29 protein-coding genes and 2 pseudogenes are annotated in these 25,496 nt (G+C 70.5%); 11 read left to right on the top strand and 20 right to left on the bottom strand.

Features of this window, described 5'->3' with window-relative positions:
- The first annotated feature begins 88 nt into the window (after positions 1 to 88).
- Together ABZ815_RS43060 and ABZ815_RS43055 are read left to right on the top strand one after the other, a co-directional pair.
- The gene (locus ABZ815_RS43060) at positions 89 to 1,366 is read left to right on the top strand and encodes a serine hydrolase domain-containing protein (protein ID WP_357707305.1); all 1,278 of its coding nucleotides are present in this window, start codon (positions 89 to 91) and stop codon (positions 1,364 to 1,366) included.
- Positions 1,367 to 1,491: 125 nt separating this feature from the next.
- The gene (locus ABZ815_RS43055; protein WP_357707304.1) at positions 1,492 to 2,079 is read left to right on the top strand and encodes an isochorismatase family protein; all 588 of its coding nucleotides are present in this window, start codon (positions 1,492 to 1,494) and stop codon (positions 2,077 to 2,079) included.
- A gap of 12 nt (positions 2,080 to 2,091) precedes the next feature.
- Here ABZ815_RS43055 and ABZ815_RS43050 read toward each other — a convergent pair whose 3' ends face one another.
- From ABZ815_RS43050 to ABZ815_RS43025, 6 genes and pseudogenes are all read right to left on the bottom strand, one after another.
- Positions 2,092 to 4,128, bottom strand: coding sequence for a M48 family metalloprotease (locus ABZ815_RS43050; RefSeq protein ID WP_357707303.1), 2,037 nt, complete (start codon positions 4,126 to 4,128; stop codon positions 2,092 to 2,094).
- Positions 4,125 to 4,556: a hypothetical protein gene (locus ABZ815_RS43045; protein WP_357707302.1), complete on the bottom strand. Its 432-nt coding sequence runs from the start codon at positions 4,554 to 4,556 to the stop codon at positions 4,125 to 4,127. Before ABZ815_RS43045 ends, ABZ815_RS43050 begins: the two co-directional genes overlap by 4 nt.
- 108 nt (positions 4,557 to 4,664) lie before the next feature.
- Positions 4,665 to 4,991, bottom strand: a complete 327-nt coding sequence (locus ABZ815_RS43040; protein WP_357707300.1) for a DUF1048 domain-containing protein — start codon at positions 4,989 to 4,991, stop codon at positions 4,665 to 4,667.
- A 1-nt stretch (position 4,992) separates the two neighbouring features.
- A complete protein-coding gene (locus ABZ815_RS43035; RefSeq protein ID WP_357707299.1) occupies positions 4,993 to 5,349 on the bottom strand; it encodes a DUF1048 domain-containing protein in 357 nt (118 codons plus the stop codon).
- The gene (locus ABZ815_RS43030; protein WP_357707298.1) at positions 5,346 to 5,672 is read right to left on the bottom strand and encodes a PadR family transcriptional regulator; all 327 of its coding nucleotides are present in this window, start codon (positions 5,670 to 5,672) and stop codon (positions 5,346 to 5,348) included. The genes ABZ815_RS43035 and ABZ815_RS43030 overlap by 4 nt, the downstream gene beginning before the upstream one ends.
- Positions 5,673 to 5,771: 99 nt before the next feature.
- Positions 5,772 to 6,092: pseudogene (locus ABZ815_RS43025) on the bottom strand (TetR family transcriptional regulator C-terminal domain-containing protein); the annotation flags it as partial.
- A gap of 58 nt (positions 6,093 to 6,150) precedes the next feature.
- On the opposite strand from ABZ815_RS43025, the gene ABZ815_RS43020 reads away from it, so the two are divergent.
- Positions 6,151 to 6,444 (top strand): hypothetical protein, encoded by a 294-nt coding sequence (locus ABZ815_RS43020; RefSeq protein ID WP_357707296.1) that lies wholly within the window; start codon positions 6,151 to 6,153, stop codon positions 6,442 to 6,444.
- A gap of 19 nt (positions 6,445 to 6,463) precedes the next feature.
- Here the strand turns inward: ABZ815_RS43020 and ABZ815_RS43015 are convergent, their stop codons facing one another.
- The 3 genes from ABZ815_RS43015 to ABZ815_RS43005 form a co-directional block, all read right to left on the bottom strand.
- Positions 6,464 to 7,375, bottom strand: coding sequence for a CU044_5270 family protein (locus ABZ815_RS43015; protein ID WP_357707295.1), 912 nt, complete (start codon positions 7,373 to 7,375; stop codon positions 6,464 to 6,466).
- A 3-nt stretch (positions 7,376 to 7,378) separates the two neighbouring features.
- Positions 7,379 to 7,963: an RNA polymerase sigma factor gene (locus ABZ815_RS43010; protein ID WP_357707294.1), complete on the bottom strand. Its 585-nt coding sequence runs from the start codon at positions 7,961 to 7,963 to the stop codon at positions 7,379 to 7,381.
- Between the two features lie 129 nt (positions 7,964 to 8,092).
- On the bottom strand, positions 8,093 to 8,695 hold the full coding sequence (locus ABZ815_RS43005) for a TetR/AcrR family transcriptional regulator (protein ID WP_357707293.1): 603 nt from the start codon (positions 8,693 to 8,695) through the stop codon (positions 8,093 to 8,095).
- 90 nt (positions 8,696 to 8,785) lie between these two features.
- Here ABZ815_RS43005 and ABZ815_RS43000 point away from each other — a divergent pair, with 90 nt between their 5' ends.
- Positions 8,786 to 9,865, top strand: a complete 1,080-nt coding sequence (locus ABZ815_RS43000; protein ID WP_357707292.1) for a Gfo/Idh/MocA family oxidoreductase — start codon at positions 8,786 to 8,788, stop codon at positions 9,863 to 9,865.
- A 37-nt stretch (positions 9,866 to 9,902) separates the two neighbouring features.
- Here ABZ815_RS43000 and ABZ815_RS42995 read toward each other — a convergent pair whose 3' ends face one another.
- The 8 genes from ABZ815_RS42995 to ABZ815_RS42960 all read right to left on the bottom strand — a co-directional run bounded on the left by ABZ815_RS42995 (position 9,903) and on the right by ABZ815_RS42960 (position 18,783).
- Entirely contained in the window at positions 9,903 to 11,156 is a 1,254-nt protein-coding gene (locus tag ABZ815_RS42995) for a valine--pyruvate transaminase (RefSeq protein WP_357707291.1), read from the bottom strand.
- A gap of 137 nt (positions 11,157 to 11,293) precedes the next feature.
- Complete coding sequence (locus ABZ815_RS42990) at positions 11,294 to 11,926, bottom strand: DUF47 family protein (RefSeq protein ID WP_357707290.1); 633 nt, start codon at positions 11,924 to 11,926, stop codon at positions 11,294 to 11,296.
- Positions 11,923 to 12,852 carry an inorganic phosphate transporter gene (locus ABZ815_RS42985; RefSeq protein ID WP_357707289.1) on the bottom strand — a complete coding sequence of 310 codons (930 nt, stop codon included), beginning with the start codon at positions 12,850 to 12,852 and terminating at the stop codon, positions 11,923 to 11,925. Before ABZ815_RS42985 ends, ABZ815_RS42990 begins: the two co-directional genes overlap by 4 nt.
- A gap of 19 nt (positions 12,853 to 12,871) precedes the next feature.
- Positions 12,872 to 13,300, bottom strand: a complete 429-nt coding sequence (locus ABZ815_RS42980; protein ID WP_357707288.1) for a hypothetical protein — start codon at positions 13,298 to 13,300, stop codon at positions 12,872 to 12,874.
- A gap of 583 nt (positions 13,301 to 13,883) precedes the next feature.
- A complete protein-coding gene (locus ABZ815_RS42975; RefSeq protein WP_357707287.1) occupies positions 13,884 to 15,137 on the bottom strand; it encodes a hypothetical protein in 1,254 nt (417 codons plus the stop codon).
- 34 nt (positions 15,138 to 15,171) lie between these two features.
- Positions 15,172 to 16,845 (bottom strand): extracellular solute-binding protein, encoded by a 1,674-nt coding sequence (locus ABZ815_RS42970; protein ID WP_357707286.1) that lies wholly within the window; start codon positions 16,843 to 16,845, stop codon positions 15,172 to 15,174.
- A gap of 61 nt (positions 16,846 to 16,906) precedes the next feature.
- Positions 16,907 to 17,794 (bottom strand): carbohydrate ABC transporter permease, encoded by an 888-nt coding sequence (locus tag ABZ815_RS42965; protein ID WP_357707285.1) that lies wholly within the window; start codon positions 17,792 to 17,794, stop codon positions 16,907 to 16,909.
- Positions 17,794 to 18,783, bottom strand: a complete 990-nt coding sequence (locus ABZ815_RS42960) for an ABC transporter permease subunit (RefSeq protein ID WP_357707284.1) — start codon at positions 18,781 to 18,783, stop codon at positions 17,794 to 17,796. Before ABZ815_RS42960 ends, ABZ815_RS42965 begins: the two co-directional genes overlap by 1 nt.
- A 131-nt stretch (positions 18,784 to 18,914) precedes the next feature.
- Here ABZ815_RS42960 and ABZ815_RS42955 point away from each other — a divergent pair, with 131 nt between their 5' ends.
- From ABZ815_RS42955 to ABZ815_RS42945, 3 genes are all read left to right on the top strand, one after another.
- Positions 18,915 to 19,955 carry a hypothetical protein gene (locus tag ABZ815_RS42955; RefSeq protein WP_357707283.1) on the top strand — a complete coding sequence of 347 codons (1,041 nt, stop codon included), beginning with the start codon at positions 18,915 to 18,917 and terminating at the stop codon, positions 19,953 to 19,955.
- Between the two features lie 8 nt (positions 19,956 to 19,963).
- On the top strand, positions 19,964 to 20,968 hold the full coding sequence (locus ABZ815_RS42950; protein WP_357707282.1) for a LacI family DNA-binding transcriptional regulator: 1,005 nt from the start codon (positions 19,964 to 19,966) through the stop codon (positions 20,966 to 20,968).
- Between the two features lie 153 nt (positions 20,969 to 21,121).
- The gene (locus ABZ815_RS42945; protein WP_357707281.1) at positions 21,122 to 22,474 is read left to right on the top strand and encodes an HAD-IIIA family hydrolase; all 1,353 of its coding nucleotides are present in this window, start codon (positions 21,122 to 21,124) and stop codon (positions 22,472 to 22,474) included.
- Between the two features lie 236 nt (positions 22,475 to 22,710).
- Here ABZ815_RS42945 and ABZ815_RS42940 read toward each other — a convergent pair whose 3' ends face one another.
- Complete coding sequence (locus tag ABZ815_RS42940) at positions 22,711 to 22,914, bottom strand: hypothetical protein (protein WP_357707280.1); 204 nt, start codon at positions 22,912 to 22,914, stop codon at positions 22,711 to 22,713.
- A gap of 30 nt (positions 22,915 to 22,944) precedes the next feature.
- Here ABZ815_RS42940 and ABZ815_RS42935 point away from each other — a divergent pair, with 30 nt between their 5' ends.
- On the top strand, positions 22,945 to 23,118 hold the full coding sequence (locus tag ABZ815_RS42935; protein WP_357707349.1) for a M15 family metallopeptidase: 174 nt from the start codon (positions 22,945 to 22,947) through the stop codon (positions 23,116 to 23,118).
- Here the strand turns inward: ABZ815_RS42935 and ABZ815_RS42930 are convergent.
- Complete coding sequence (locus ABZ815_RS42930) at positions 23,061 to 23,501, bottom strand: LysR substrate-binding domain-containing protein (protein ID WP_357707348.1); 441 nt, start codon at positions 23,499 to 23,501, stop codon at positions 23,061 to 23,063. The genes ABZ815_RS42935 and ABZ815_RS42930 overlap by 58 nt on opposite strands.
- 78 nt (positions 23,502 to 23,579) lie before the next feature.
- Here ABZ815_RS42930 and ABZ815_RS42925 point away from each other — a divergent pair, with 78 nt between their 5' ends.
- From ABZ815_RS42925 to ABZ815_RS42915, 3 genes and pseudogenes are all read left to right on the top strand, one after another.
- Positions 23,580 to 23,837, top strand: coding sequence for a hypothetical protein (locus ABZ815_RS42925; RefSeq protein WP_357707278.1), 258 nt, complete (start codon positions 23,580 to 23,582; stop codon positions 23,835 to 23,837).
- 254 nt (positions 23,838 to 24,091) lie between these two features.
- A pseudogene (locus ABZ815_RS42920) lies at positions 24,092 to 24,370 on the top strand (SMI1/KNR4 family protein); the annotation flags it as partial.
- A gap of 167 nt (positions 24,371 to 24,537) precedes the next feature.
- Positions 24,538 to 24,705, top strand: a complete 168-nt coding sequence (locus tag ABZ815_RS42915; RefSeq protein WP_357707350.1) for a hypothetical protein — start codon at positions 24,538 to 24,540, stop codon at positions 24,703 to 24,705.
- Here the strand turns inward: ABZ815_RS42915 and ABZ815_RS42910 are convergent.
- Positions 24,702 to 25,496 carry a cytosine permease gene (locus tag ABZ815_RS42910; protein ID WP_357707276.1) on the bottom strand — a complete coding sequence of 265 codons (795 nt, stop codon included), beginning with the start codon at positions 25,494 to 25,496 and terminating at the stop codon, positions 24,702 to 24,704. The two genes, ABZ815_RS42915 and ABZ815_RS42910, sit on opposite strands and share 4 nt — an antisense overlap.

Below are 25,496 nucleotides of genomic sequence, written 5' to 3'. Positions count from 1 at the left end.
CCCCGCGCCACCGATCATGACTCCTGTCATGTGGAGCCGATGACAGCCGGGACTGACCGCCGAGCCGCGTTCGGATCATGCTTACGCCATGACCATCCGGACGCTTGGAAAGAACGCCTCGGCCGCCGCCCTGACCGCCGCCCTGACCGCCGGAATGTTGGCGGCGGCCACCCCGGCCCAGGCCGCCCCCACCCCGGCGCGGGAGACCGGGCCCGACCGGCAGGCGCTGCGCCGGTCGCTGGACGCCGTGCATCAGGCCGGCATGTACGGCATCTACTCCGCCGTCCGCGACGGGGAACGCGACTGGCGGGGCGCCGCCGGCGTGGCGGACGTCGCCACGAACCGTCCGGTGCGCCCCGACATGGTGCACCGGGTCGGCAGCATCACCAAGACGTTCACCGCGGTGGCCCTGCTCCAGCAGGTGGCCCGCGGCACCGTCGAGCTGGACGCCCCCATCGCCCGTTACCTGCCCGACGTGGTGCCCGGCGAGCGCGGCCAGAAGATCACCGTACGGATGTTGCTCAACCACACGAGCCACATCGCCGACCACGTGGGCCCGGCCTTCCCCTCGCTGCTCCAGGGCACGTTCGAGAGCCTCGACGACAACCGTTTCCGCACCTTCTCCCGGCGCGAGCTGGTCGACCTGGGCCTGGCCGCCACGCCGACCGGCGAGCCGGGCGCCACGCCGGGGATCTACTCCAACACCAACTACCTGATCGCCGGCCTGCTCCTGGAGAAGGTGACGGGCGAGAACGCCGAGCGGTACATCACCCGCAACGTCATCCGCAAGGCGGGCCTGCGGCACACGTCCTTCCCGCGCACGCCGGTCATCCCCGGCCCGCACTCGAAGGCGTACGAGTCGATGTTCGGCTTCATCGACCCGCCCAAGGACTACAGCGTCTACAACATGTCGTGGATCACCACGGCGGGCGCGGTCGTGTCCACGATGGACGACCTCAACCAGTTCTACCGGAAGCTGCTGCGCGGCGAGCTGCTCCGCCCCGCCGAGCTGACCGAGATGCAGAAGACGGTGCCCGTGGCCGGGGTGTCGGGAGCCTACGGCCTCGGCATCTACGCCACCGACCTGCCGTGCGGACGGTTCTGGGGGCACAGCGGCGGCGTCTTCGGCATGGCCACCGACTCCTACACCAGCCCGGACGGCGCCCGCCAGCTCTCCATGGGCGTCAACCGCACGAAGTACCAGAGCCTGGACGAGAACGGCAACATCGTGATCAGCCCCATCGACTACGCCACCGTCGACTACCTGCTGCTGGGGCTCTGCGGCCAGAGCCCGGCGCGCACGAAGGCGGCGCAGCCGGAGATCGTCCCGTTCGCCGTGGACCGGCTGCTCTCCGTCAAGCGCTAGATCGACGAGTCGTCGAGCCCGGCCCCGGCCAGGGCCGGGCTGCCGCACGCCACGCCGCCTCGCCCGAGAGCACTCAATGTGACATCCCATACACTCATTGCGACAGTCGGGGAGAGGGGATTTCCATGAGTCGTGCACTGATCATCGTCGACGTGCAGAAGGACTTCTGCGAGGGCGGCAGCGTTCCGGTGAAGGGCGGCGCCGATCGAGCCGCCGCCATCGCCGAGCTGCTCCGGAGCGCCGACGGGCAGTACGCCTTCGTCATCGCGACCCGTGACCACCACATCGATCCGGGCGCCCACTTCTCCGACGACCCCGACTTCCAGAACTCCTTCCCCGTGCACTGCGTCGTCGGCAGCGAGGGAGGCGAGTTCCACCCGGAGTTCGCGCCCGCCGTCGAGTCCGGGTACGTCGACGAGGTCTTCTTCAAGGGCGCCCACTCCGCCTCCAAGAGCGGTTTCGAGGGCTCGACCCAGGACGGCACGACGCTGTCGGCCTGGCTGAGGGCCCGTGACGTCGTCGACCTCGACGTCGTCGGCATCGCGACCGACCACTGTGTGAAGGCCACCGCGCTGGACGGGGCTCGCGCGGGCTTCACCGTGCGGGTCCTGCTCGACTACACCGCCGGCGTCGCCGCCGACACCACGCGCACCGCACTGGACGAGCTGCGCCGGGCCGGGGTCGCGCTGAGCGGCGAACCCGTCGTCGCCTGAACAGCCCCGACCTCAGCCTCGTACGGGTTCGGCGACCGGAGCCGCCTGGACGGGCAGCAGCCGGGACAGCAGGGCCGTGGTCAGACCGGCGATCAGCGCCGCCTCCAGCACGCGTTCCAGGATGATCATGTGCAGCATCCAGGGCAGCGCCGCCCGGAGAGGGAGTACCACCAGCTCCAGCACGAGGGCGTAGAGCACCGCGGCGGCCAGTCCGGTCACCATGCCCTTCGCGACCGGCGACGTCCTGGACCAACCGGCCACGGCGGCCGCCAGGGCGGCGCCGGAAGCGGCGCCGGCGGCGATGAGGCCCGACACGGTGGCGCCGGAGCGCTGGAAGATGTAGCCGTTCACCGTGCTCGACACGACCGCCGTGATCACCGCCGCGGCTGCTCCGCAGGCCAGGGCCAGGGCGAGGCGGCCCTTGCGGCGCGGCGCCGGCGGCCGGCGTTCGCCGAGGGCGGCCAGCCGCACCGCCATCGGGGCCAGCATGAGCAGGACGATGGCGACCAGCAGCAGGACGCCCCCCGACAGCCGGGAGTCCAGCATGATCTGCGCCGTGATCAGAACCTGGGCCAGCGGTTCCGATACGGCGGGATATTTCTGGACGTGGGCAACAATGATCTGCGTCTGGACGTCGTAGAACATCCGAGCGCTCAGCGTCACGACCGCCGCGATCAGCGACAACGGCGCCAGCGCCGACCACAGGCCGCGCACCCGCGGCGCCCACACCCTCGCCACCCACCGCACCCACAACCCCAGCAGCAGGCCCGCCACCGCGAGCACCACCAGCCCGCCGAGCTGCACCGACACGGGGAACGGAGCCAGCGCGTGGTCCGTCAGCCTGCTCGGCGCCAGCACCCAGCCGCCCGCCAGCCCCGCGGCCAGGCCCAGCGGCACGTGCACGGCGTCGCCGGGCGCCCCCACGGCCCGCAACGCCCGCAGCCCCAGGGCGACGGCCAGCAGCAGGGCGAACGCCTCCGCCGGCCACGGCAACGTGTTGGTGCGTCCCTGCGCGGTCAGCGACGTGGCGGGATCCATGGTCAGGGAGAAACAGCCGCCCAGGGCCAGCGGGAAGACGAAGCCCTGGCGGACCAGCGGCGCCTGCCCGTCCAGCGCGGCCCGGCGTACGGCGAGATGCGGGTGGGTGCGCACCCGCAGCGACACCGGCCGGCGGCGCGCGGCCGGCGCCTGCTCGAACAGGCGGCGCAGCGGCGTGGCGTCCTCCTGCCAGGACAACACGCGGGCGTCGGCCAGCAGCTCACGCGACTGCAGCACCACCGAACGGGTCAGCCACGACAGCACCGCCAGACCGGTGATCTGGACGGCGAACAACCACGACAACATCACGTTCGAGCCGAACGGCATCTGCTCGGACCGCAGGAACGGCGCCCGCCCCGACAACATCCCGTTCACGGCGGCCAGCAGGCCAGGCACAAGGATCACCGCGGCGTACGACCGCCACATCGCCAGCGTCACCGCCGTGATCGTCAGATCCCGGTTGCGCACGTGCGCCAGCTCGTGCAGGACCACCGCCCGGAACAGCGGCCGGTCGCGCTCGAACAACATCCAGGTGCCCCGGCTGATCACGACATACCTGCGTCCGATGCGACCGAACGCCAGCCCGGCCACCCCGGGGTTGAGCACGTCGAGCAGGAAGACGACCCGCCGGCCGCCGAGCACCTCCCCGGCCATCCGCCGCAGCTCGTCGTGGACCTCGCCGACGACCGGACGCAGCCGCCTGCGGCGGATCCGCCAGGCCGGGCCGAACCAGTACTGAAGCCCGGTGAGCAGGACGAGCGTCGCGAAACACAGCAGCACGCCGAGCCGGAGATCCTGACGGGCCCCACGCCTCACCACCTCGCACGCGGGGTCGTCCAGGCCCTTCAGCGCCGCCAGCTGACACGCCTCCCTGACCTTCGCCGCGACCTCCGCCCCCTGCACCGACAGCAGGTCGAACACCCCTGGCCGGTAGATCGCGGTCGTGGCGAAGGTCAGGCTGATCAGCAGGACGAACGCGGACGTGGTGGCCGACGGGAGACGGCCTCTCATGACGGATTGCGGGCGAGCTCGCTCACCACCGCGTCGGCCAGCGCGTCGGCCTGCGCCTGCGACATGCCCATCCGGCGGGCCTTGCGGTAGGCGACCGTCCGGATCTCCGCCAGCCGGGCCGGCGGCAACGGCGGCGGGCCCTCGGGCAGCTCCCGCGGACGACGGCGCAACCGGCCGATCAGCCGGCCCGTCCACGAGCCGACGTCCTTGCCCACGTCCGCGAGCACGGTGGTCACGACGCCGGAGACGATGGCCGTCACCAGCAGCTCGTCCACCCCTGGCAACCCGAACCCGAGCGGATCCCGGCGAGACCTCGGCCTGTTCCTGCCGCCGAGCGCGGCCCAGGTCTGGTCGAACAGCGGCAGTTCGGAAGGGGCGATTCTCGTCACGACTCGGCGGCTGAGATCCTTGGCGAGCACATCGGACACCTAGGCCTCCAACAGGGGGATGCTGTTCCCTGAATATAGGCAGCCTTGACGGTCACTGTCCGTTGAATCATGACAGGCCGGACGAGGTCGCACCTCCCGCCCTTTTCCCTACTGCTGGGCCTTGCCGAGTTTCCCGGTGATGGACTCCTGATAGACGTCCGCGTAGGTGCGCGAGTCCTTGATCAGGTCGTCGCAGAAGGCGGCGACGTCGGTGCCGATGAGTTCCAGCACTCCCTTCCCGGCCGCGACGCCCTCCTCGAAGAAGTCGACGATCCCCGGAAGCAGGGGCCCGTCATGCAGGTCGACCGGTCCGACCTTGAAGAAGTACTTCTGAATCTCCTTGTAGACGATCTCGTAGTCCGGCGGGAGCGCCTTGACCCGCGCCAGGTGCGCCCGCCACTGCTTCTTGCCTTCGATGATGTCCTGGATGCCCACGTCAGCCTCCCAGCCGGCCCAGTTTCCTTGCGACGTTCCTGTTCAACTGCTCACGCCAGCGGTCGCGATAGCTCCGGGCCCCTTCTCCGCCGGCCAGCGCCGCACAGAAGCCCGCGATGTCGTCACCCAGCACCTCGTGAGCGCCGCGCCCGTCGGCCGCCGCCTCTTCGAGCAGCCCCAGAGCGCTGTCGAGGATCGGCATCAGGTTCCGGCCGGTGAAGTCCGCGTGGGGGTAGAGGTGCTGCTTGATCTGCTCCCACGCCGCCCGGTGGTCGGACGGCAACGCCCCGGCCCGGGCTTCGAACGCCTTCCATTCCCTGGTGAGATCGCTGCCCGTGATGGTCTCCCAGAAGTTCATCTTCCAACCTCCTTGAGGCTGTCGATCCGTGATGTGATGTACTCCCACTTCGCCCAGAACGTCGCGAGTTCTTCGCGCCCCGCCTCGTTGAGCGCGTAGAACTTGCGCGGCGGGCCCACCCCGGACGGTCGTTTCGTCACCTGCACGAGCCTGTTCTTCTCCAGGCGCAGCAGGATGGTGTAAACGGTCCCCTCGACGACGTCGGTGAAGCCGAGTTCGTTCAGGCGGCGCGTGATCGCGTACCCATAGGTCTCCTCGCTGCCGATGATCTCCAGCACGCAGCCCTCAAGCGTGCCCTTCAGCATCTCCGTCAGGCCGTCCATCGCGGATCCTCTTCTTCCCGGTACCCGGTGGCACCGAGTACCAGTATAAAGTACCACAGAGTAGCGAGATCGGCCCAGCGATCCGCGGCCGTCCCGCGGTCACCGCGACGGCGCCTCGGCGAGACGGCACAGCTCGTCGTGGACCATCCGGCGCACGGCCTGGGGGGGGAAGTGGTGCGGACAGGCCGCCGTCTGGAGCGTCAGGCCGTCCATGAACACGTGAAGTCGCATGGCCTGCCCTTCCGGGCCGGCGTCGGCGAACTCCTGCCCCATACGTTCGGGATGCGGCAGGCCGTGACGGGAGGCGACCGCCAGACGGCAGAGGTGGCGTTCGCCCGACCAGCCCTCGCGGCGTTGCTCCGCCGGCGACTCGTCCATACGCGAGCGCATCAGGCACGCCAGCCATACGTCCACCTCGACGCGGCGGTCGTCACCGGGTCACACGCTGCTGAAGGCCGGTCTTCTGCTCGCCGTACCCGTGCTGCTGTTGTCGCGGCGCGATGCCGCGGCTCGGGGCCTCCTCCACGAGAGGCCCGCGGCCTGGCGCCACTACGGCCCCGTCGCGCCGGTGGCCCTCTGGCCGGCGCTCACCTACGCGGGCCCGCCGGCCGAGCCGCCCAGCGACTACGCGGCGAGCGTCGACCCCGTCACGCTCCTGGTCACCATCGTCGTGGTGTTCGTCGTCAACAGCCTGCTCGAAGAGGTCTTCTACCGGCGCTGGCTGCGGACCCGATGGGAGCGCGTCCTCGGCCGCGTGCTGGGGATGTTGTGAAGCCCGCCGCCGGCGCTCATCAGGGCGTGTCACCCGGCCGGTCCACGATCCCCGAGCCGAGCACCGACATGCCCACGCTCTGGCCGTCGCTCACGGCCTTCACCCCCAGATAGCGGTAGTCGCCCGGACTGAGCACGTAGGAGAGCTTGCCGAACTGACCCGCGTCGAAGACCACGCCGACGCCGGGACGGCCGTCCATGTCCGTGGCGTTCTCCTCGACGGACACGTGCGGGATCTTCGCCAGCGCCCGGAACATGGCCGCGGCCGTGTCCGGCGGGATCACGGGCCCGAACTTCATGTACCACCCGATCGTCCCGAACGCCTTGACGTCCTGCGCGATCTCCGGCGGGCAGGACGGCTGGCAGATCGACAACGGCATCCGCGCCGAGACGTCGTCGCGGACGTACCGCAGCAGCGCGTCGGGATCCGCGGGCATGGCCGCCACCTCCCGCTGGGTGCGCCGCACGGTCGTCGATCCCTTCTCGGCCGGGCCGATCTTCAGCTCCCCGCCCTCCTGGCGCAGCGCCGACCTGGTCCCGTCCATGCGGTCCCAGGTCTCGAACGTCGGCAGGTCGGCCCCCATGTGCTGCGACTCCTTGAGATAGAACCACTGGTCGGGCCTGATCTCGGCGGGTGCGCTCCGGGTCGCCATGAGCGCGGCCCGTTCCAGCACCATCGCCGCGCTCGGCACGGCCGGCCGCCGCGGCCGCGGCTCGTCCCCGCCGGCCGGGACGAGGACCGCCGCGGTCGCGGCCGCCAGCGCCCCCGCCGCGGCCAGCGCGAGCCCGAACTTCAGCCGGTACGCCGGTCGCTTCGGTCGTGCGGGGGCGCGTTCCAGGTGCGCGGCCATCCTGAGCCGGACCTGCGACACGTCGGGCCGCTCGGGAACCTCGTCGCGCATCCGGCGCAGCATCTCGATCTCGTTCACCACGGTCTACCCCTCTTCCGGATCGATGTCGGACAGCACCCGGCGCAGTTTGGCCCTCGCCCTGTTCACCCGCGACCGGACGGTCCCCACGGGCACGTCGAGCGCCGCCGCGGCCTCGTCGTACGTCAGCTCGCCCCAGATCACCAGCAGCAACGTGTCCCGGTGCGCCCGGGAGAGCCCGGCCAGCGCCTTCGCCAGCCGCCTGCTCGCCCCGCCCGCGCTCACCCGCCGGTCCACCTCGTCCGTGAACGGCTCGATCACGGCGTCGACGCCGGTGCGGCTCAGCGCCTTGTACAGGCCGATCTCACGGCGCCGGTGCCGGCTGACGAGGTTGGTGGCGATCCCGTAGAGCCAGGCGCGTTCGCTGCCCTTGCCGCCGTCGTAGGACGTCAGGTGTTGCAGGGCCACGGCGAAGGTCTCGGCCACGATGTCGTCGGCCGGCTCGGGGCCCAGCCGCCGCATGACGTAGCGCTTCAGCTCAGGGGCGTGACGGGTGAACAGGACGGCGAACCGCTCGGATTCGCGCCAGGGCGACGGGCCCTCGGCGGTTTGGGGCCAGGAGGAGGGAGCCGCCTGGCTCTCGTGTCGCATCTGTCGCCTCTCGGATGTCCTCGAACATGACACGAGTAATTGCCATGAACGCGGGCGAAGTTCCATATTTCTCGACACGTCTCGCGGTCAGCGCCCGCTGCGGGCCGATCAGGCGGCAGGAGTGCGGCCTCAGTCCAGCAGGGCGCGCAACGCCAGGTCGGCGACCTGCCGCAGCTCGTCGCGACCGCGACCGGCCGCCGCCTGGACGGCGATGCCGTCGGAGATCGTGTGGACGAGTGCCGCCAGGGCGGCCGGCTCGTAGTGGGGGGGCAGGTCGTCGGCCTGCTCCAGCCGCCTGCGCAGCGCCGCCTCACCGGCTTTGCGCACGGCGACGGCGTCCTGGCGCACGGCGTGCGAGTCGGGGCCGCCGGCGTGCACGCTCTTGACGCAGAGGCAGCCCTCGGGCGTGTCCTCGCCCGCGGTCAGGGCCACGGCTCCGTGGATCAGCCGCTCCACGACCTCGCGGCCGGTGGGTGCGTCCAGCGCGGCGGCGGTGTAGGCACCGGGGCCGTCGAGGTAGCGGGCGAGGACCTTGCCGAACAGTTCCTCCTTGTTGCCGAAGGCGGCATAGAGGCTGGGCTTGTTGATGCCCATCGCGGTGGTCAGGTCGGTCAGCGAGGTGCCCTCGTAGCCCTGCCGCCAGAACACCTCCAGCGCGCGGTCGAGTGCGGCGTCCGCGTCGAACGAGCGTGGGCGTCCCCCGGGCATGCGGTCCTCCGTGCTCTCTGCCAAGTTTTATACCTATCGGTACGTTATCTCTTGCGCGACGGCTCCGCACTGCCCTAGTTTCATACCGCTAGGTACACAACTAAGGAGCGACGCATGATCCGAGTCGGAGTTGTCGGGGCCGGTGGCTGGGCGGACGGCTCGCACCTGCCCGCGCTCGCCGCGCTTGAGGCGTTCGAGGTGACCGCGGTCGCGACCACCAAGCAGGCCGGCGCGGACCGGGCCGCCGCCGCCCATGGCGTGCGGCACGCCTTCGCCGACGCGGGCGAACTCGCCAGGCACCCCGAGGTCGACCTCGTCGTCGTCTCGGTGAAGGCCTCCGGGCACGCCGCCGTGATCAGGGCCGCGCTCGACGCCGGCAAGCACGTCGTGTCCGAATGGCCGCTGGGTGTCGACGCCGACGAGGCGGGCGAGCTGACCGAGGCGGCCACCGCCGCGGGCGTCGTCCACGCGGTCGTCCTCCAGGGGCACCACGCGCCGAGCGCCCGCTTCGCCGCCGACCTCCTGGCCGACGGCCGGATCGGCACGCTCGAATCGGTCGCGCTGGTCGCGGAGGGCGCGCCCTGGGGCGGCAGCCGCATCCGGCCTGAACTGGTCTTCGGCCTCGACCCCGCGGAGGGGACCGACATCCTGACCATCATGGCCGGCCACTTCCTGGCCACCCTCGAACGGGTCGCGGGCCCGATGGCCGAGGTCTCGGCCCGGCTGCCCCGCACGCACGACCGCGTCCTGGTCACCGGGACGGAACGGACCGTGCCCAACGCCACCCCCAGCCACGTGCTGCTGCACGGACTGCTGGCGAGCGGCGCCACCGCCTCCGTCGCCGTGCACGGCGGCCACGGTCCCATCCAGGACGCGTTCCTGCTCAAGCTCGTCGGCAGCGACGGGACGCTGACCGCCACCCCGGTCCAGCGCGGGACGTTCATCCACTGGGGCGACTGGGACGTCAGGATCGGCGACGACGTCCTGACCATGCCCGACAGCTATCGCACCGTCCCGGCCGGCGTCCGGTCCGGCCCGCCGGCCAACATCGCGGCCCTCTACCAGGAGGTCGCCCGGGCCATCGCCGAAGGCCGGCAGCCGCAGCCCAGTTTCGAGACGGCCCTGCGCCACCACCGCCTCCTCGCCGCCGTCGAACGGTCCGCGGCCGACGGGACCACCCAGAAGATCGCGTGACCCGTCCGGCGCCGCCGAGGGCGGGACGGCGTGAGCCTCAGGAGGACCGGCGAAGTTCCAGCAGTCCTTCCGCGATCCTCGCCACGCCCTCGGCGATCACGGGTTCCTCCGGGGTGAGACTGATCCGGAAACACCGCGTCGCGTGCGACGCCGGCATCGGCTTCCCGAAGAAGTGGCGGCCGGGCACGACGAAGACCTTCTTGGTCTTCATGAGCTGGTACAGGGCCATGTCGTCGAACCAGTCGTGATCGATCCACAACCAGCAGAACATCCCGCCCTCTCCCTCGTGCAGCCGCCAGGCGACGGAGTCCGGCAGGAGATCGGCCAGCAGGCGCTCGGCGTAGAGGCGACGGGCCCGGTAGAACGGGCTGATCGCCGAGGTGGCGAGCCGGTCCAGCAGCCCCGAGGACATCGCCCTGGCCGCCACCAGCTGCACGAGCTGCGGAGCGTGCAGGACGGAGTTGGCCATGAACGACACCATCGCACGGATGTACCGGGACGGCCCGATCGCGAACCCGATGCGTTCGGCCGGCAGGCCCGCCTTGGACAGGGTGAAGCAGTTGATCAGGTGTTCGTCCCACTGGGGCGCCACCCGGGAGGCGGCGACGCGGGGGAAGGGGGCGCCGTAGGCGTGGTCGACGATGAGCGGCACGTCACGGCGCCGCGCCACGTCGACCAGCCGGGCCAGCTCGTCGCCGTCGATGCTGCGGCCGGTCGGGTTGCTCGGGCTGGACAGGAGGAGCATGCCGACCTCGGGGCACCGCTCCACCGCGTCGAAGTCGAAGGCGTAGCGGAAGGACCTGTCGCCGGTCAGCTCGACCTCGGGGGCGATGCCGGTCACGCCGTCGGGGTCCATGGACAGTCCGAGGTAGCCCGCGTAGTCCGGGGTCATGGGCAGGACCACACGCTGGAGCGAGCCGTCCGCGGCCTGGCCGGCGAACAGGGCGGTGGCGATGAAGAAGAGCATCTGGCTGCCCGGTCCCACCACGACGTTGTCCGCCGTGATGCCCCAGCCGTAGCGGGCGTTGAAGTGGGCGACGATCTCGTCGACCATGGCGGGCATGCCGCGCGAGGGGCCGTACCGGCTGGTCGTCGAGGCGTAGTCCTCTGCCACGACCGTCGCGGTCAGGTCCTTCCAGGCGTCGAGGACCTCTTTGATCTGGGCGGGGTTGCCGATGCTCAGGTTCAGCCAGTCGGACGCGCCCGAGGCGGTGGAGGTCGCGACGTCCTCCATGATGCTCCGCAGGCCCGACATGTCAGACATCTTCTGACCGCTCCGCGATAACCTCATTCTTGCCTGCCCCTTCTCGGATCTGGCCGAGACACCGGCACATCCCCGCGGTTTCTCGTGATCAACTGAGTCCACCGCATTCGCCGTCGCCGCACAAGGCGGCACCCGAACCGGGTTCCGGCACCTTCACGGTCGCATCAGCGCTTCATCGCGCCCTCGGCCGCGGCGTCGGCGGCGGCCGCGATGGCGGTGCCCGCGATCTCAAGGCGGCGGGCGAGCTCTCCTTCCTTCATCTTGTCCGCGGTCAGCTCGCCGGTGAAGATCCGGGCGATCTCGTACTGGTACATCCTGCGCACCGCGCCGCCCGCCTTCTTGGCCGCCAGGGCGTCCCCGACGGCCGCCGACGGTTTCGAGGCCAGCGCGCGGACCGCTTCGTCCAGCGCCTCGATGCCCGCGATCACCTGGTCGAGCAGCGGGGTGAAGCCGGCCTGCCCGGGGAGCCGGTAGAGGTGGGCTCCCCTGACGAAGTCGCGCAGCGCGTCGAGCACGTCGTCGATGGCGCGCGAGAGCCGGAACAGGTCCTCCCGGTCGATCGGGGTGATCAGGACGGACTCCAGCGCCACCACCAGCCGGGCCCGCTGGGTGTCGCCGAGGTGCTCGATCGTCCGCATGCGTTCGTGCGCGCCCGTGTTGTCGATCTCGCCCGCCACCATGGCCAGCGCGAGCCGGGCGCCCTCCCTGGTCGCCCGCAGCTGTCCGGCCAGGGCCTCCGTCAGCGCGGTGTCCATGCGCCCGGCCAGCAGGTCACGCACCCGGCTCAGCCGGCTCACACGACCATCCCCCACCCGAGTGCCCCCAGCCCCGCCAGCAGGGCGCTCGTCGGCAACGTCAGCAGCCAGGCCAGCACGATCCTGACGGCCGCGTGCCAGCGCACCCTGCCGCCGCCCTCCGCCATCGCCGACCCGATCAACCCGCCCGCCACCGCCTGGGTCATGCTCACCGGCAGACCGGCCGCGGCGCAGCCGATCACGGTGAGGCCGGAGCCGGCCTGCGCGGCCACGCCGTACAGGGGGCGGACCGGGACGATCTCGATGCTCAGCGTGCGGCCCGCCTTGGGCAGGCCGTACAGCGCTCCGACGCCGAACAGGGCCGCGGTCGTCAGCGTGACGGGGAGCGGCGCGTCCGGGACGCCCAGCGCGAGGACGAACACGGCCGTCATCTTCTGGCCGTCGTTGGCGGCGTAGGCGAGGCTCTGCACGGCGAACCCGGCCCAGTGCCAGCGTGCCAGCCCCCGGCTCGCGGTCACGGCGCCCAGCAGCCGCGCCACCACCGGCGCCGCCAGCGCCCCGGCGAACGGCGCGGCCAGCCCCACCGCCAGCACGAGCGCCACCGGCCCGGCCGCCACGGGCATCCCCCAGCCGATCCCGGCCCCGGTGAGCCCTCCGACGATGGCCAGGGTGAGGCTGGTGGGCTTGCCGAAATGGCTGAGGGTGAGGACGACGACCAGCGCCGCGATCACCGCCACCGCCACCGCCTGCCGGGCGTGCGGGCCCTGTGGCGTGGCCAGGCGTCGCGTGAAGGTCTGCGCCACCTCCTGGGTCAGCAGGGGGACCAGCGCGTTCATCGCGACGAGCACGGCGATGCCGGTACGGGGCCGTACCGTGGGCAGCTTGTGGCCGGGGGCCAGCAGGGCGCCGCCGTCGTTGACGCCTGTGACCAGGGCGAAGACGGCCGCGAGCACAACCTCTAAGGACACGGGAGGCCGCCTTCTCCGGTCACAGCCCGAGCCGTTCCCGCTCGACGTGGTCGAGTGCCATGCCTACCGCGCCGAGCGCGATGCTCTCCTCGCCGAACGTGGACAGCGTGACCTCGGGAGGGTTCAGGCACGTCTCGGCCAGGTGGGCCCGTACCCGCATGAGCAGCGACGACTCCCCCGCGCGCGAGAACCCGCCGCCCACGACCCGTCCCGCCTCGGCGAGCACGACGGACGAGTCCTCCCAGCCCTCGGTCGGCGAGCACTCCTCCGCCGGCCTTCGTTCGGTCAGGTCGGACAGCGCCACCTCAGCCGTCTGCCGCGACAGGCCGGCGGCGCGGGCGAGCTGGGTCAGCGTCTGCGGCCCGCCCTGGCGCAGGACGGGCAGGGTGGCGCGCGTGTTGAGACGACGCAGCAGGGCGGTGTCGTTGGTAACACCGAGAGTTGTCATAAGGCCCCTTGACGGTCGGGATGCGGTAACCCTAGCTTTACGTCGCGTCTTCTCATAATTGGAGTTGGGGACATGCGACAGGTTGGGCTGGCTTTGGTCGGTGCGGGCGACCGGGGGACGAGATACACGAGGCACGCGACGGCGGACGTCCGCGCCAGGCTCACCGCCGTGGCCGAGCCCGATCCGGGACGCCGGGAAGGCTGCTCGCCGAGCAGCCGCGGCTCGCGGACGGCGCCCAACTGACCGTGACCGACTTCGTGACCGGGAACGTCGAGGTCATCGACAACCCGCCCGCGGAGGGTCACAGCGGCGGCGACCAGGGCCTGGTCACCGCGTTCCTGGACGCCCTCAGCGGGAACGCCCCGTCCCCGATCCTCTCCGGACCCCCGCGAGAGCCTGCACAGTCACGAGATCGCATGGGCGGCACAGGAAGCCCGTCTCACCGGAACCGTCGTCACCCTGTAGAAACGGCGACGGAAGCCGGGCGGGACGCGGACGCCGCGCACCGCCCGGCCCCTGGGGCGGGATCGTCAAACCGTCGCTGCGGCCCTCGAAGGGCACGACGGGCGACCCGGATGTGACGTCACCGTTGGGGCTCCCGCCTGAAGGTGACGTTGGCGCTGTAGCTGAACCCGCCGCCCCGGACCGTGTTCGCGTAGACCGCCACATCGCCGACCGGCAGGGCGGCGTTGGTGGCGTTCACGCCGACGGCGGGCCGGGTCGACCCCTCGGTCAGCGTGATGTCGTTGCCCATGATGTCGATCGTTCCGTTCGGATTCGGGCTGATCGACTTCACGTAGACGCCGCCCCAGCTCGACCTGATCGTGTTCTCCCGGATGACGACCCGGGAGGTGTTCATCGGTCCGATCGCGTCCCACTTCGCGTTCTCGATCAGGTTGCGTTCGATCCACACGTCGCTGTGCACCGCTCCGGGAGCGCCGGTGTGGGAGCCGGTGAGTTTGCCCCAGCCCGGATACTCCTGCGACGCGCCGCAGTAGTTGTCGATGATCCGGACGTTGGTGGTCGGGGTGTTGTCGGCGACCCCGCCCCAGGTGGTCCCGTCGGTCGGCAGGTCGAGTTGCACCGCCTCACCGTGCCACAGCCCGGCCGTCGGCGCCTCGACCCAGCCTTCGAACCGGCACTCGCTGACGGTCACCGTGTGGACGGCGTTCAGCTCGACTCCGTGCCACCACTTGACGTTGCGTACGGTGACGCCGGACAGCTCGACGTCGTGCGTGTGCTCGAAGGTGATCGCGTTCATCGGCGGCGCGGCCGTCGCCCGGGCACGATCGTCACCGGTCGCGTTCCGCACGAAGTGCGCCGTCGGGTCCCATGTGCCGCCCTCCAGCCGGATGTTGCCGGCTGCCCGGTAGCCGGTGCAGTCATCGGGGACGGCGTTGAGCAACAACGTCGCCTCGCGGGAGTTCACCGCTCCGACACTGACGAACGAATCCGGGTAGGTCGGCTCCGGGGAGTGCTGGTTCTTGTCCTTGTGGTACGTCTGCGGCTGGACCGCGATGTCGGAGGTGAAGGTGGCGCCCGCCGCCCGCAGCGTGGTGTTGCCGCCGATCATCAGGGGTCGCTTGAGCACGTGGACGCCCGCCGGGGCGACCACCACACAACGCCCGCCGGCGTCACGTTCCAGGCTCCGGTCTCCGACGGCGGCGAGGTTGAGCTGCTGCCGTAACCTGCGCACGCTGTCGGACTCCCCCGCGACCGGCGGATTCGGGCCGGGCCCGCTCGGTGCGGCCTGGGCCGCCGAGGCGCCGCCCGTCGCCATCACCGCGGCGCCGCCCAGTACACCGGCCGCGAGCGCGGCCCGTCGACTCACTGTCATGTCGTCTCCCTTTCCGGGGTCGGGAACGTGGCTGTCAACGCCGCTTCAACTGCTCCTGGAACTCGCGGCGGATCTGGTCGCCTCCCTGGCTGCGCCAGGCCTGGCGGTAGGTCTTGATGTCGCTCAGCGGCCGGGAGCCGACCACGATCTGGTTGATGTAGGTGGCGAAGAGCTGGTCGAGCTGGGCGCCGCGGGCGTCCTGGGTGTCCGACTGGAGCCCTTCGACCGCGCTGGCGACGGACTGGCGGACCATCTGGGAGTTGGTCTCCACACATTCCTTGGCGGTCGGGAAGATCCAGCTCTGCGGTGTCAGTCCGTAGGCGATGGCACCCTTGTCCGCGTCGAGGTTGGTGCCCTCGACCGCGACCGGATCCCCGTCGTCCCCGCGGGTGAAGTACTCGCCCTCGGCCCCCCAGCCCTGGTAGTACCACTCCTCGCTGCCCACGGGCCCGCGCCGCCAGTTGAGCAGCCGGAGGATCTCGGCCAGGCGCTCCTTGTCCTTGGCGACCTCGGCCGAGATCGCGTTGATGCCGTAGACCCCTGCGGTCTTCCGGAAGACGGCCTTGCTCGACCCGTCATGACCCGGCGGGACGAACGCGGCGAAGGCGCCGTCCAGCTTGGCGACCACCGCGCCGTACTGGGAGTTCGGGCGGTGGAAGTTCGCCGCCGAGTCCACCGCCATGCCGACCTGGCCCTGGACGACGAAGGCCCGGTAGCGGTCGGTCTGGCTGCCCAGAGCCAGCGCGTCGGGATGCATCCCGCCCTTCTTCCACAGCGCGGTCAGCCAGGCGATGGCCGCCTCGAACTGCGGGGTCTCGATGGCGTGGGTGAGCGCGCCGCCTTCGTATCGCCAGTTGTTGGGTACGCCGAACATGCCGTAGGCTAGGTCGAGGGCCATCCCTGGGAAGGCCGTCAGCCCCCAGGTCTTCTTGCCGCTCTCCGGGTTCCCCTTCGTCATCGCGACCAGGAGCTCGGCCGTCTCGGCGGCGTCGGCCGGCGGCTTGGAGAAGCCGACCTTCTCCGCCCAGTCCTTCCGGTACCGGAATTCCAGCAGCTCGACGGGCACGTCGATCGGGACGCCCCACAACCCGCCGTTGATGGTGCACGCCTGCCACTGCTCGGTGCGGACGTTGGCCAGGTTGGCGTACTCCAGCACCTTGTCGCCGGACAGGGTCTCGCTCAGATCGGCGAACGCGCCCTGCTTGACGGCCTTCATGCAGCCCGCGGTGAAGGTCAGCTGGACGACCTCGGGAAGGTCGCCGCCGGCCAGCATGGTGGCGAACTTCGCGTCGTAACTGCCCGCCGACACCTCCGTCACCTTGAAGTCCACGCCGAGACGTTCGTTGAGCCCCTGCCACCACCGGTTCTCGGCGAGCGGGGTCGCCGGCGGCCCCCAGGTCAGGTGGAAATGCCGGACGGCGCCGCCGCGGCCCGGCACCGCGGCGACGGTCCTGGTCAGCTTCTTCGGCATCGAGGCATAGGCCGTCGGGACACCGGGCACCTCCGGGACGATGGCCCCCGGATAGACCGGCGGCGCGACGTACGTCGGCGGCGGCACCGCGGCCTTCCTCGTGCCGGACGGACCCGCGCCACCGGACGCGCAGCCGGTCAGGGCCACCCCGGCGACGGCGCCGAACCCCAGGCCGAGCGCGGCCCGCCGGCTCATGGGGACGCCGCCGGCACGCGGCGAATTCGACTGTGAGGACATGCGGAAACTCCCAAGTTGGTCTGAGGCGCGAAGTGGTGACGGGTGGCGGCGGCGCGGGCGGTCAGCCCTTGATGGCGCCGGTCAGCACGCCCTTGGTGAAGTACTTCTGCAGGAACGGGTAGACGATCAGGATCGGGACCGTGGCCATCACCAGAACCGCCATCTGCACGGACTGGCTGGAGGGCAGGTTGTACATCTCGGCGCCGTTCATCGAGCTCATCGACGCCCCCTGGAGGACGTACGAGTTCAGTACCAGCTGGATCGGCCACTTCGACGAGTCGTTGAGGTAGAGCAGCGCGTTGAAGAACGAGTTCCAGTACGACACCGCGTAGAACAGCCCGATCACCGCCAGCACCGCCTTGGACAGCGGCAGCACGATCTTGATGAAGATGCTCAGCTCCCCGGCGCCGTCGATCCGCGCGGCCTCGAACAGCTCCCGCGGCAACTGCATGAAGAAGTTCCGCATCACCACCACGTTGAAGGCGGACGCCAGCACGGGGACGATCAGCGACCAGTAGGAGTCGAGCAGCCCGAACGCCTTCACCACCAGGTAGTTCGGGATGATGCCGGCGCTGAAGATCATCGTCAGCAGGACCAGGTAAAGGGCCGGCCGGATCCCCGGGACCTGCCGGGTCTTGGTGAGCGCGTAGGCCAGGGTCGAGGTGACGACCAGCGACAGCGCCGTGCCGACGAGCGTGATCAGGATCGAGACGATCAACGACCGCTGCACGATCCCGCCCTTGAAGATCGTGCTGTACGACGAGAGGCTCCACTCGCTCGGGATCAGCCCGGCGGTCGTCGTGGCCTCCGGGCCGGCGAACGAGTTCAGGATCACGTACGCCAAGGGGTAGATCATGACCAGCAGGATCGCGCCGATCAGGATCCCCTTGATCGTCGTCACGACCCGGTTCGGTCGTTCGACCCAGACCGGCTGGTGGGATGACGTCATCAGAACAGTCCTTCGCTGCCGGCGCGGTGCGCGATGCGGTTCGCGGCGACGATCATCAGGGTGCCGATGGCGCCCTTGAGCAGGCCGGCGGCGGCGCCGATGCCCCAGTCGCCACCGAGCACGCCGCGGAAGTAGACGAACGTGTCCAGCACCTGCGCCGCCTCGGCCCCGACGGACGGTTGTTGCAGGAGGATCTGCTCGAAACCGACGGACAGGACGTTGCCCAGCCTGAGGATGAGCAGCAGGACCATCACCGGCAGGATTCCCGGAAGGGTGATGTGCCAGGTGCGTCGCAGCGATCCGGCCCCGTCCACCGCGGCCGACTCGTACAGCTGGGGAGGGATCGAGGCGATGGCGGCGAAGAAGATGATCGTCCCCCATCCGACGTCCTTCCAGATCACCTGGGAGGTCAGCAGGATCTTGAACGTCTCGGCGTTCGCCATCACGTTGACGCCGTCGAGGCCGAGCCGCTGGAACAGGTCGGCCAAGGCGCCCGCACCGCCCAGCACCTGCTGCCAGACGGCGATCACGATCACCCAGGACAGGAAGTGCGGCAGGTACACGACGGCCTGCACCACGCGCTTCGTCCGCTCGCTGAGCAGCGAGTTGAGCAGCAGCGCCAGCAGGATCGGAGCGGGGAACGCGAACGCGATCTGCAGGAACGAGATGATCAGAGTGTTGCGTACCGTGCCGACGAACTCCGGATCGTCGAACAGCTTGGCGAAGTTGTCCAGCCCGGACCACGTCGAGCCGCTCAGCCCCAGGAACGGCGAGTAGTCCATGAAGGCGATCGACACGCCGCCCAGCGGAAGGTAGTGGAACACCAGGAAGTAGAGCATTCCCGGTAACAGCAGAAGATAGATCACCTTGTGCTGTCGCAGTGCGTGCGCGAGACGTCGCATCCGTCCGGCGGGCGGTGACGACCGCGGGTCCGGAGGGATCAGGGTCGTCGCGCCGGGACGGGCGGCGACGGCCTCACGGTCCGTCATGCCCCTCCCCTGAATGGACGTCACGGCATCAATCCTCTGTCTCGACCACGCTCAACTTCAACGTTACAGTTGGCACGGTAACACCGGCGGGACGAGCCGTAAATAACAGTTTCGGCAAGGCGGAGGCGTACGTGACAGGTCGAGCCGTGGTCGAGGTCGTTGGTCAGAGCGGGGCGCGGGACGAGCGCGAATTGCAGCAGGCGCTGGACGAAGTGGCCGGGTCCGCCGGCGGGCGGGTGATCGTCGGGCCCGGGGAGTGGCGGCTCCGCGAGGCGCCGTTGCGGGTGCACGCCGGCACCCGTCTGACGCTCACACCCGCGACGCGCATCGTGCGGACCGGGCCGATCGAGACGATGTTGGTCAACGGGCCGTACGGCGGCGACCGGACCGTCGGCGCGCACGACGGGCCCGGGAACATCGTGGTCGAGGGCGGCGTCTGGGACGTGAACGGCTTCGAGAATCCCCGGCCGTCCTTCGGCATGGTGTTCAACCACGCGAGGGACGTCCAGGTTCGCGATCTGGAGATCCGGAACATGCCCGAGTGGCACGCCATCGAGACGAACTCGACCTGCAACGTGACCATCTCCGGATGCCGCTTCGTCACCGGGATCGCTCGCGAACCGCACGCGTACCAGACGGAGGCGGTCAGCCTCGACCTGGCCGCACCGGGGCTGACGGCCTGGGGCGCCGAGGACGACACCCACAGCAGCCACGTCCGGGTGATCGACAACTTCTGCTCCGGCTATCCGACGTTCGTCGGCTGTCACACGGGACATCCGAGTCTCCAGCACGGTTCGGTCGTGATCGCCAACAACACCGCCACCGACCTGTCCTGCTGGGCGGTCAACCTGACGAACACCAGCGCCGTCTCGATCACCGCGAACACCTTCACCGGCACCGCCGCCGGGATCCGGATCAGGACCGGCGGCAACCGTCGGGTGACCGGCGTCGCGATCACCGGCAACGTGGTGAGCTGCACCGGCGGGCCCGCTGTCCACCTGGACGCCGCGGTCGGCGGGGAGATCGCGGCGACCGTCGTCAGCGGCAATTCGCTCACCTCGCCGACGCTGCCGATCATCGAGCGAAGTGGCACAATAGACGCCGTGGTAGGGCCCAACGCCGGATACTCCTACGCCGCGGACGGCGAGCCGATGGCGAGCCGGGGCGTCTGATGCCGAGAATGTCCAGCGGTCCGACCCTCAAGGGGCTGGCGGCGATCATCGGCATCAGTCCGACCGCGGTCAGCATGGCCCTCAACGGCCGCCCCGGTGTGAGCGACGAGCTTCGGGCGCGCGTGCGGGCGATCGCCGCGGAGCAGGGCTACCGCCCGAACTTCGCCGCGCGCGCACTCCGGGTCGAGCGTTCCAACATGCTCGGCCTGATCAGCCGGAACCTGAGCAACCCCGGCTACCTGCGCCTGATCGACGGCTTCAGCGGCGCCGCCGAGGAGCGGGGCTATCAGGTGCTGGTCGGCACCTCCGACCTCGACCAGGCGCGCGAGACCAACATGATCAGGGCCATGACCAACCGGCAGCTCGACGGGCTGGCGATCGCGCCGATCGACGGCAAGGCCGTGCTGGCGACCTGGCAGGACGAGTCCGATCGCCCGTTGGTGCTGGTCAACTCGGCGCGCAGCGCGAGGTCGTCGGGTGCGATGAGCATCCGCGGCAACGCCTCCCAGGCGGTGCGGTCGGCCGTCGACCATCTTCTCGAACTCGGGCACAGCCGGATCGCCCTGCTCACCAACCCCGGGCTGTCGTCGGCGTCGGAACGGGTGTCCCTGTTCCGCCGGATGATGAAGGCCCAGGGGCTCGCGTCCCGCGTCATCTCCGGCGGCAACGCCGACGAGACGGTCGAGCGGGTGGTCCGCGCGCTGTCCGGAGACGATCGTCCGACCGCCGTCATGACCGACAGCGACCTGCTGGCGCACTACGTCTACGAGGCCGCGATCGAGACCGGGCTCCGGATCCCCCACGACCTCAGCGTCGTCGGTCACGACGACCTCCCGACCTCGCGCCTGCTCGGCCCGGCACTGACCACGATCGCGCTCGACCGGTTCGAGATCGGACGGCAGGCGGCGACGATGCTGATCGGCGCCCTGAACGGCGACGAGATCGACAGACCTCATCGGGAGCTTCCCGTCGAGCTCAAGGTCCGGCAGTCGACGGCCCCGCCGGCCGGGTGATCTCACCGGCTCGATCCGGTGCCTTCCGGTAGCAGAGCGGCCGCTCTCACCGGACAGACCATTCCTCACAGCCTCAGCCAGTGCCGACCACGGTCACGCGACGGACGCAGGCTGTTCGAGTCACGCGCTGGCACGACAGGAGAAGCATCCCCGATGCGCATCGCCCACATAACCGACATACATCTCCGAAGCCGCATCCCTGGACATTCCACGGTGCCGGTGCGGCGCAGTCGTGCGGCTCCCGAGCTGCTGGCGGCCGCGCTCGACGACGCCCGCCGTCGTGGCGCCCAGCTGATCGTGATCACCGGCGACCTGGTGGACGTCCCGGGATACCTGTTCGCCCCCGAGCGTGACGCCGCCCGCGACGGCCTGGCCTGGCAGCGGGTGCGCGCGGACTATCGTCTCGTGCGGCGGATGCTCGACGAGTGCGGCATCGAGTGGATCGCCGTTCCCGGCAATCACGACAGCTATCGCGTGCACGCCGAGGAATTGGGGTCTGGACCGTTCGTCCGGGACGTCGGCGGGCTACGCGTCGTCAGCTTCTGGGATCGCGAGTCGACCGGCAACGTGCCGCGTCGCACGCTGACCGAACGGGAGCGGTTCGACTCGTCGTTGCTCGACCCCGGCACGCGTCCGCAGGTCCATCTCCAGCACTTCGTCATCACGCCACGGCTGGACGAGGGCTACCCGCACACCTACGCCGAAGGTGAGGAGCTCCGGCGGCGGACCAGCGACTCCGGCCGGGTCGTCCTGTCCCTGTCCGGGCACTACCATCCGGGGGCCGAGCCGACCACGATCGGATCGACCACCTTCAGCGTCACGCCGGCGCTGGTCGAGCATCCGCACCCGTACCGGATCTTCGACATCGAGCTCGACGGCGGCCGGGTCGGCGCCGTCCGGCATGAGCAGGTTCGTCTCGCGGGTGAGGCACCCGCCCGGAAGGCGGTGTTCCTCGACCGCGACGGCTGCGTCAACACGCTCCCGACCTACAGACACGGCCCTGGGGCGATGCACCTGCTGCCGGGCGCGGCACCCGCGCTCCGGCTGCTGCGTGATCACGGGTACGCCCTGGTCGTCGTGACGAACCAGTCCTGCGTCGGCCTCGGCTACGTGGAACCGGGAACCCTGGACGAGGTCCATGATCGGATGTCCGAGCTGCTGGCCGGCGAAGGGGTCGCCGTCGATGCGATCTACAGCAGTCCGGTGGCCGGGGAACAGGCGATCTCCGCCCGCTACAACGTGGGTGACGCGCCGAAGCCCAGCCCGGCCATGATCCGACGCGCGGCCGCCGAGCTGAACCTCGACCTGTCGGAGAGCTGCCTGATCGGCGACCGGTCGTCGGACATCGCGGCCGCACAGGCCGCCGGCGTACGCCCGATCCTGGTTCGCACCGGCGACGGGCGGGCCACGGAGCGAGCCTGGGGCGACGCTCCCGCCTGCCTGGTCGTCGACGATCTCGTGGCCGCGGCGGTCGAGGTGGTGTCGGCCTCGCCACCGGGCCTGTAGGCGCGCTCTCACCTGCGTTTCCCCTGTTTCTCCAAGGGTTCCCCCGCATTCTCGTGCCGGACGCAAAGGGTCGGCGTCTCCCCCGGTCGCGCGTCGGCGCGCCACCGGCCCATCGCAGACCGCCGCAGTAGGACGCGTTCGACGACATCAGGCCACCACGACGTGTCCGGCCGGGACGCTCACAGCTCCCGACGGGGCACGGAGGTCTCGCTCACCGGCGGGCGCCTGAACGCCGGTCAGGCGTTCTGCCTCGTGACCGTGGACGTGACGTCGACGACGGCCGCCACGTACACCAACGACGCCTCGAACATCACCTCGTCCACCGGGCTCAACCTGCCGGGCGAGTCGACCGTCACCTTCGTCCCGATGAACGAGCCGGCGATCAGCGTGGAGAAGTCGGCGTCCTCGACGTCGTTCGGCGCCGCCGGTGAGCTGATCACCTACTCGTACCGGGTGACCAACACCGGGCAATCTCCACGGAGGCACGGGAACACCGTCGCATCCTCGGCGCGGCGCTGACCACGGTCGGTCTGACCAACCACCCCAGCGAGTGGTGGCACTGCTCCTACGGCGACCGCTACTGGGCCTACCTGACCGGCGCTCCGGCCGCACGGTACGGACCGGTGTCCTCAGCCGCGCTCTGAGAACCGGGCGTGGGACAGGCGGCCGCCTCGGCGAAGTGGCGGATGAGGTCGTTCTCCGCCGAGGTGCGCCAGGCGAAGGCCCAGGAGACCGGCGGGGCGTCCCGGATGGGCACGTAGGCGAGGTCGGGCCACGGGTAGAAGCGGGTGACCTCCTCCACCGTGGCGATCACACCCTGACCGGCGCCGACGACCTTGAGGATGTCCGCCCAGTTGTAGACCATGGGCCCGCGGCTGATCGGACGCCCGGACGGCGTGCGGAAGGGCTGGAAGACCTCCTCCATCGACACCGGGATCGGCGAGCCATGGGCGGCGAAGGTGAGGTCGCCGAAGTCCTCTCTGCACACCGACTCGCGATCGGCGAGCGGGTGGGCGGCCGCGACCATGAGCACCTGCGAGGAGAGCTTCCCGCCGAGCCCCTGCGGGGTCGCGTCGAGGGGCTCGTCCGTGCCACGATCCTCGACGTGCTGGACGTCTTGGCGGCGGACGCGTCCGTTCGGTGTGTGAGCGTCGCGCTCACCGTGAACGCCCGCGGACTGCGCCTGACGGTGAGCGCCGACGGCGCGGGCCCGCCGACGGAACGGCTGGCCGACCGCCTGCGCGTCAGGCGCGCCGGTTTCGCGGAGCTCGGCGGCGGGTTGTCGGCGAACGCGGTCCCCGGGGGCGGCCTCACCGTCAGCGCCGCCCTGCCCGCGCGCGGATCCGGCGCCGCCGGCAGATGAGGCCACGGCGGCGTCTCAGATCACGCAGCCGCCCTTGTCGAGGTCGTGCGGCCCGGTGGTGCTCTCGGCCATCCGCCGGTAGTCGGGGCATCGGGTGAAGTCGTCCGCGGTGCACCGCATGAGGTGCTCGATCAGCGCCTTGGACGCCGATGTCTCCTGGAGCCGGTGTTCCGGTTCCGCGTGGTGCCGCTGGAGGAGGGCCTGGCGCTCGGCCTGGCCGGAGACGGTGAGGACGTCCCGGATCTGCTCCAGGCATGATCACCGGGGGCCCTTCCCCTGGATACGGTACGTCCATGAACGCCCCCCGCTACCCCTGGGCCGCGCGTCTCCACACGATGAGCGGCACGGACGACGATCCCGGCGAGGACTCCTCGTCCTACCCGCCCGAGTGGCTGGGCACGGCCCCCGCGTCCGAGGCCGAGATCCTGCTGCACGAGGAGCGCCTCGGCCTCCGCCTGCCGCCCAGCTACCGGGAGTTCCTCTTGGTGACCAACGGCTGGGACGTGGAGTCCTTCACCAGCCTGCACATACTCCCCATCGCCGAGGCCGGGTGGCTCCGCGACGTGGACCCGCACCTCGCACACACATGGGGCCCGCCGCCGGGCTCCCCCGTTCCGGAGTTGCCCGACGACTATTCCTTCGACTACGACGCACCTCAGGACCGCAGTATTTCGAGGTCGGCGACTTCCTGCCGCACACGTTGCGCGTCTCCGAGGACGTCGAGGGCCTCGTCTACCTGCTCAATCCGTACGTCGTCACTGCGGGCGGCGAATGGGAGGCCTGGGAGTTGGACACCTCGTGCCTGCTCGGCGCCACACGCTTCCGTTCGTTCTGGCACCTGATGGAGACCTCCTTCCGGCGCGCCTAGGCGACACGTTCCCGGCGGCTGGACGTGGCCAGAGCGGTGATCAGGGCGTAGAGGAGGCCGCCGCACAGGAGGGAGTCGATCGACGGGATGTGCGTGAGGGAGAACGTGCCGTACGCGGTGAGGTAGCCGACGACCGACCCGCCCGCCCACGCCACGAACGTCGGCAGCCTGACCGCGGCGCCGTACGACAGCGCGCCGGTGTCGTAGCCGTTGCGCCGGTAGAGGAGGAAGTCGGCGATGATGATGCCCGCCACCGGCGGCGCCGCGATGCCGAGGAAGAGCAGGAAGTTCGGCAGCCAGGCCGAGACGTCGAAGCTGCCGAGCACGGCCGCGCCCGCGCCGAGCGCGATCGAGACCTGCCACTTCCGGGCCTTGGGGATCAGCGACGACACGGCGAGCGTGCCCTGGAAGATGTTGCCCGCGTTCGCGGTGATCGAGGCGAACACCAGCAGCGCGACCGCCGGCAGCGCCGAGGCGATCAACGCCATGGCGTCGATGAGCGCGGTCCGCCCGGTCAGCGCCGCCGGCACGGCGCCCGCCACGAACAGCAGCGGGTAGGCGATCCCGAAGGCGAGCACGCCGCCGGTCAGGGCCTGCCTGCGGCCCCTGGCGAAGCTGCCGAAGTCGGCGGAGGTCACGACGAGCACGCTCGGGAAGGGCAGGCCGCTGCCGAGCGTCGGCGAGGACAGCACGACCGGCGTGATGATGATGCCCAGCAGGATCAGCGCGATCCGGTAGCCGGGCGCGCCGGTCGCGGCCTGGGCCCTCTCGGCCGGGGTCTCGGTCGTCAT

Source organism: Nonomuraea sp. NPDC047529 (assembly GCF_040642995.1).
GTDB lineage: Bacteria > Actinomycetota > Actinomycetes > Streptosporangiales > Streptosporangiaceae > Nonomuraea.
The sequence above is the reverse complement of the archived record's forward strand: the minus strand, read 5'-3'. Positions and strand labels throughout refer to the sequence as shown.

What these genes read in the sequence shown, in the direction of transcription:
- ABZ815_RS43060 (WP_357707305.1), top strand. Translation starts at nt 89, where the DNA reads ATGACCATCCGGACGCTTGGAAAGAACGCCTCGGCCGCCGCCCTGACC.
- ABZ815_RS43055 (WP_357707304.1), top strand. Translation starts at nt 1,492, where the DNA reads ATGAGTCGTGCACTGATCATCGTCGACGTGCAGAAGGACTTCTGCGAG.
- ABZ815_RS43050 (WP_357707303.1), bottom strand. Translation starts at nt 4,128, where the DNA reads ATGAGAGGCCGTCTCCCGTCGGCCACCACGTCCGCGTTCGTCCTGCTG.
- ABZ815_RS43035 (WP_357707299.1), bottom strand. Translation starts at nt 5,349, where the DNA reads ATGAACTTCTGGGAGACCATCACGGGCAGCGATCTCACCAGGGAATGG.
- ABZ815_RS43030 (WP_357707298.1), bottom strand. Translation starts at nt 5,672, where the DNA reads ATGGACGGCCTGACGGAGATGCTGAAGGGCACGCTTGAGGGCTGCGTG.
- ABZ815_RS43010 (WP_357707294.1), bottom strand. Translation starts at nt 7,963, where the DNA reads ATGCGACACGAGAGCCAGGCGGCTCCCTCCTCCTGGCCCCAAACCGCC.
- ABZ815_RS43000 (WP_357707292.1), top strand. Translation starts at nt 8,786, where the DNA reads ATGATCCGAGTCGGAGTTGTCGGGGCCGGTGGCTGGGCGGACGGCTCG.
- ABZ815_RS42995 (WP_357707291.1), bottom strand. Translation starts at nt 11,156, where the DNA reads ATGAGGTTATCGCGGAGCGGTCAGAAGATGTCTGACATGTCGGGCCTG.
- ABZ815_RS42980 (WP_357707288.1), bottom strand. Translation starts at nt 13,300, where the DNA reads ATGACAACTCTCGGTGTTACCAACGACACCGCCCTGCTGCGTCGTCTC.
- ABZ815_RS42975 (WP_357707287.1), bottom strand. Translation starts at nt 15,137, where the DNA reads ATGACAGTGAGTCGACGGGCCGCGCTCGCGGCCGGTGTACTGGGCGGC.
- ABZ815_RS42970 (WP_357707286.1), bottom strand. Translation starts at nt 16,845, where the DNA reads ATGTCCTCACAGTCGAATTCGCCGCGTGCCGGCGGCGTCCCCATGAGC.
- ABZ815_RS42965 (WP_357707285.1), bottom strand. Translation starts at nt 17,794, where the DNA reads ATGACGTCATCCCACCAGCCGGTCTGGGTCGAACGACCGAACCGGGTC.
- ABZ815_RS42960 (WP_357707284.1), bottom strand. Translation starts at nt 18,783, where the DNA reads ATGACGGACCGTGAGGCCGTCGCCGCCCGTCCCGGCGCGACGACCCTG.
- ABZ815_RS42950 (WP_357707282.1), top strand. Translation starts at nt 19,964, where the DNA reads ATGTCCAGCGGTCCGACCCTCAAGGGGCTGGCGGCGATCATCGGCATC.
- ABZ815_RS42945 (WP_357707281.1), top strand. Translation starts at nt 21,122, where the DNA reads ATGCGCATCGCCCACATAACCGACATACATCTCCGAAGCCGCATCCCT.
- ABZ815_RS42930 (WP_357707348.1), bottom strand. Translation starts at nt 23,501, where the DNA reads ATGGTCGCGGCCGCCCACCCGCTCGCCGATCGCGAGTCGGTGTGCAGA.
- ABZ815_RS42910 (WP_357707276.1), bottom strand. Translation starts at nt 25,496, where the DNA reads ATGACGACCGAGACCCCGGCCGAGAGGGCCCAGGCCGCGACCGGCGCG.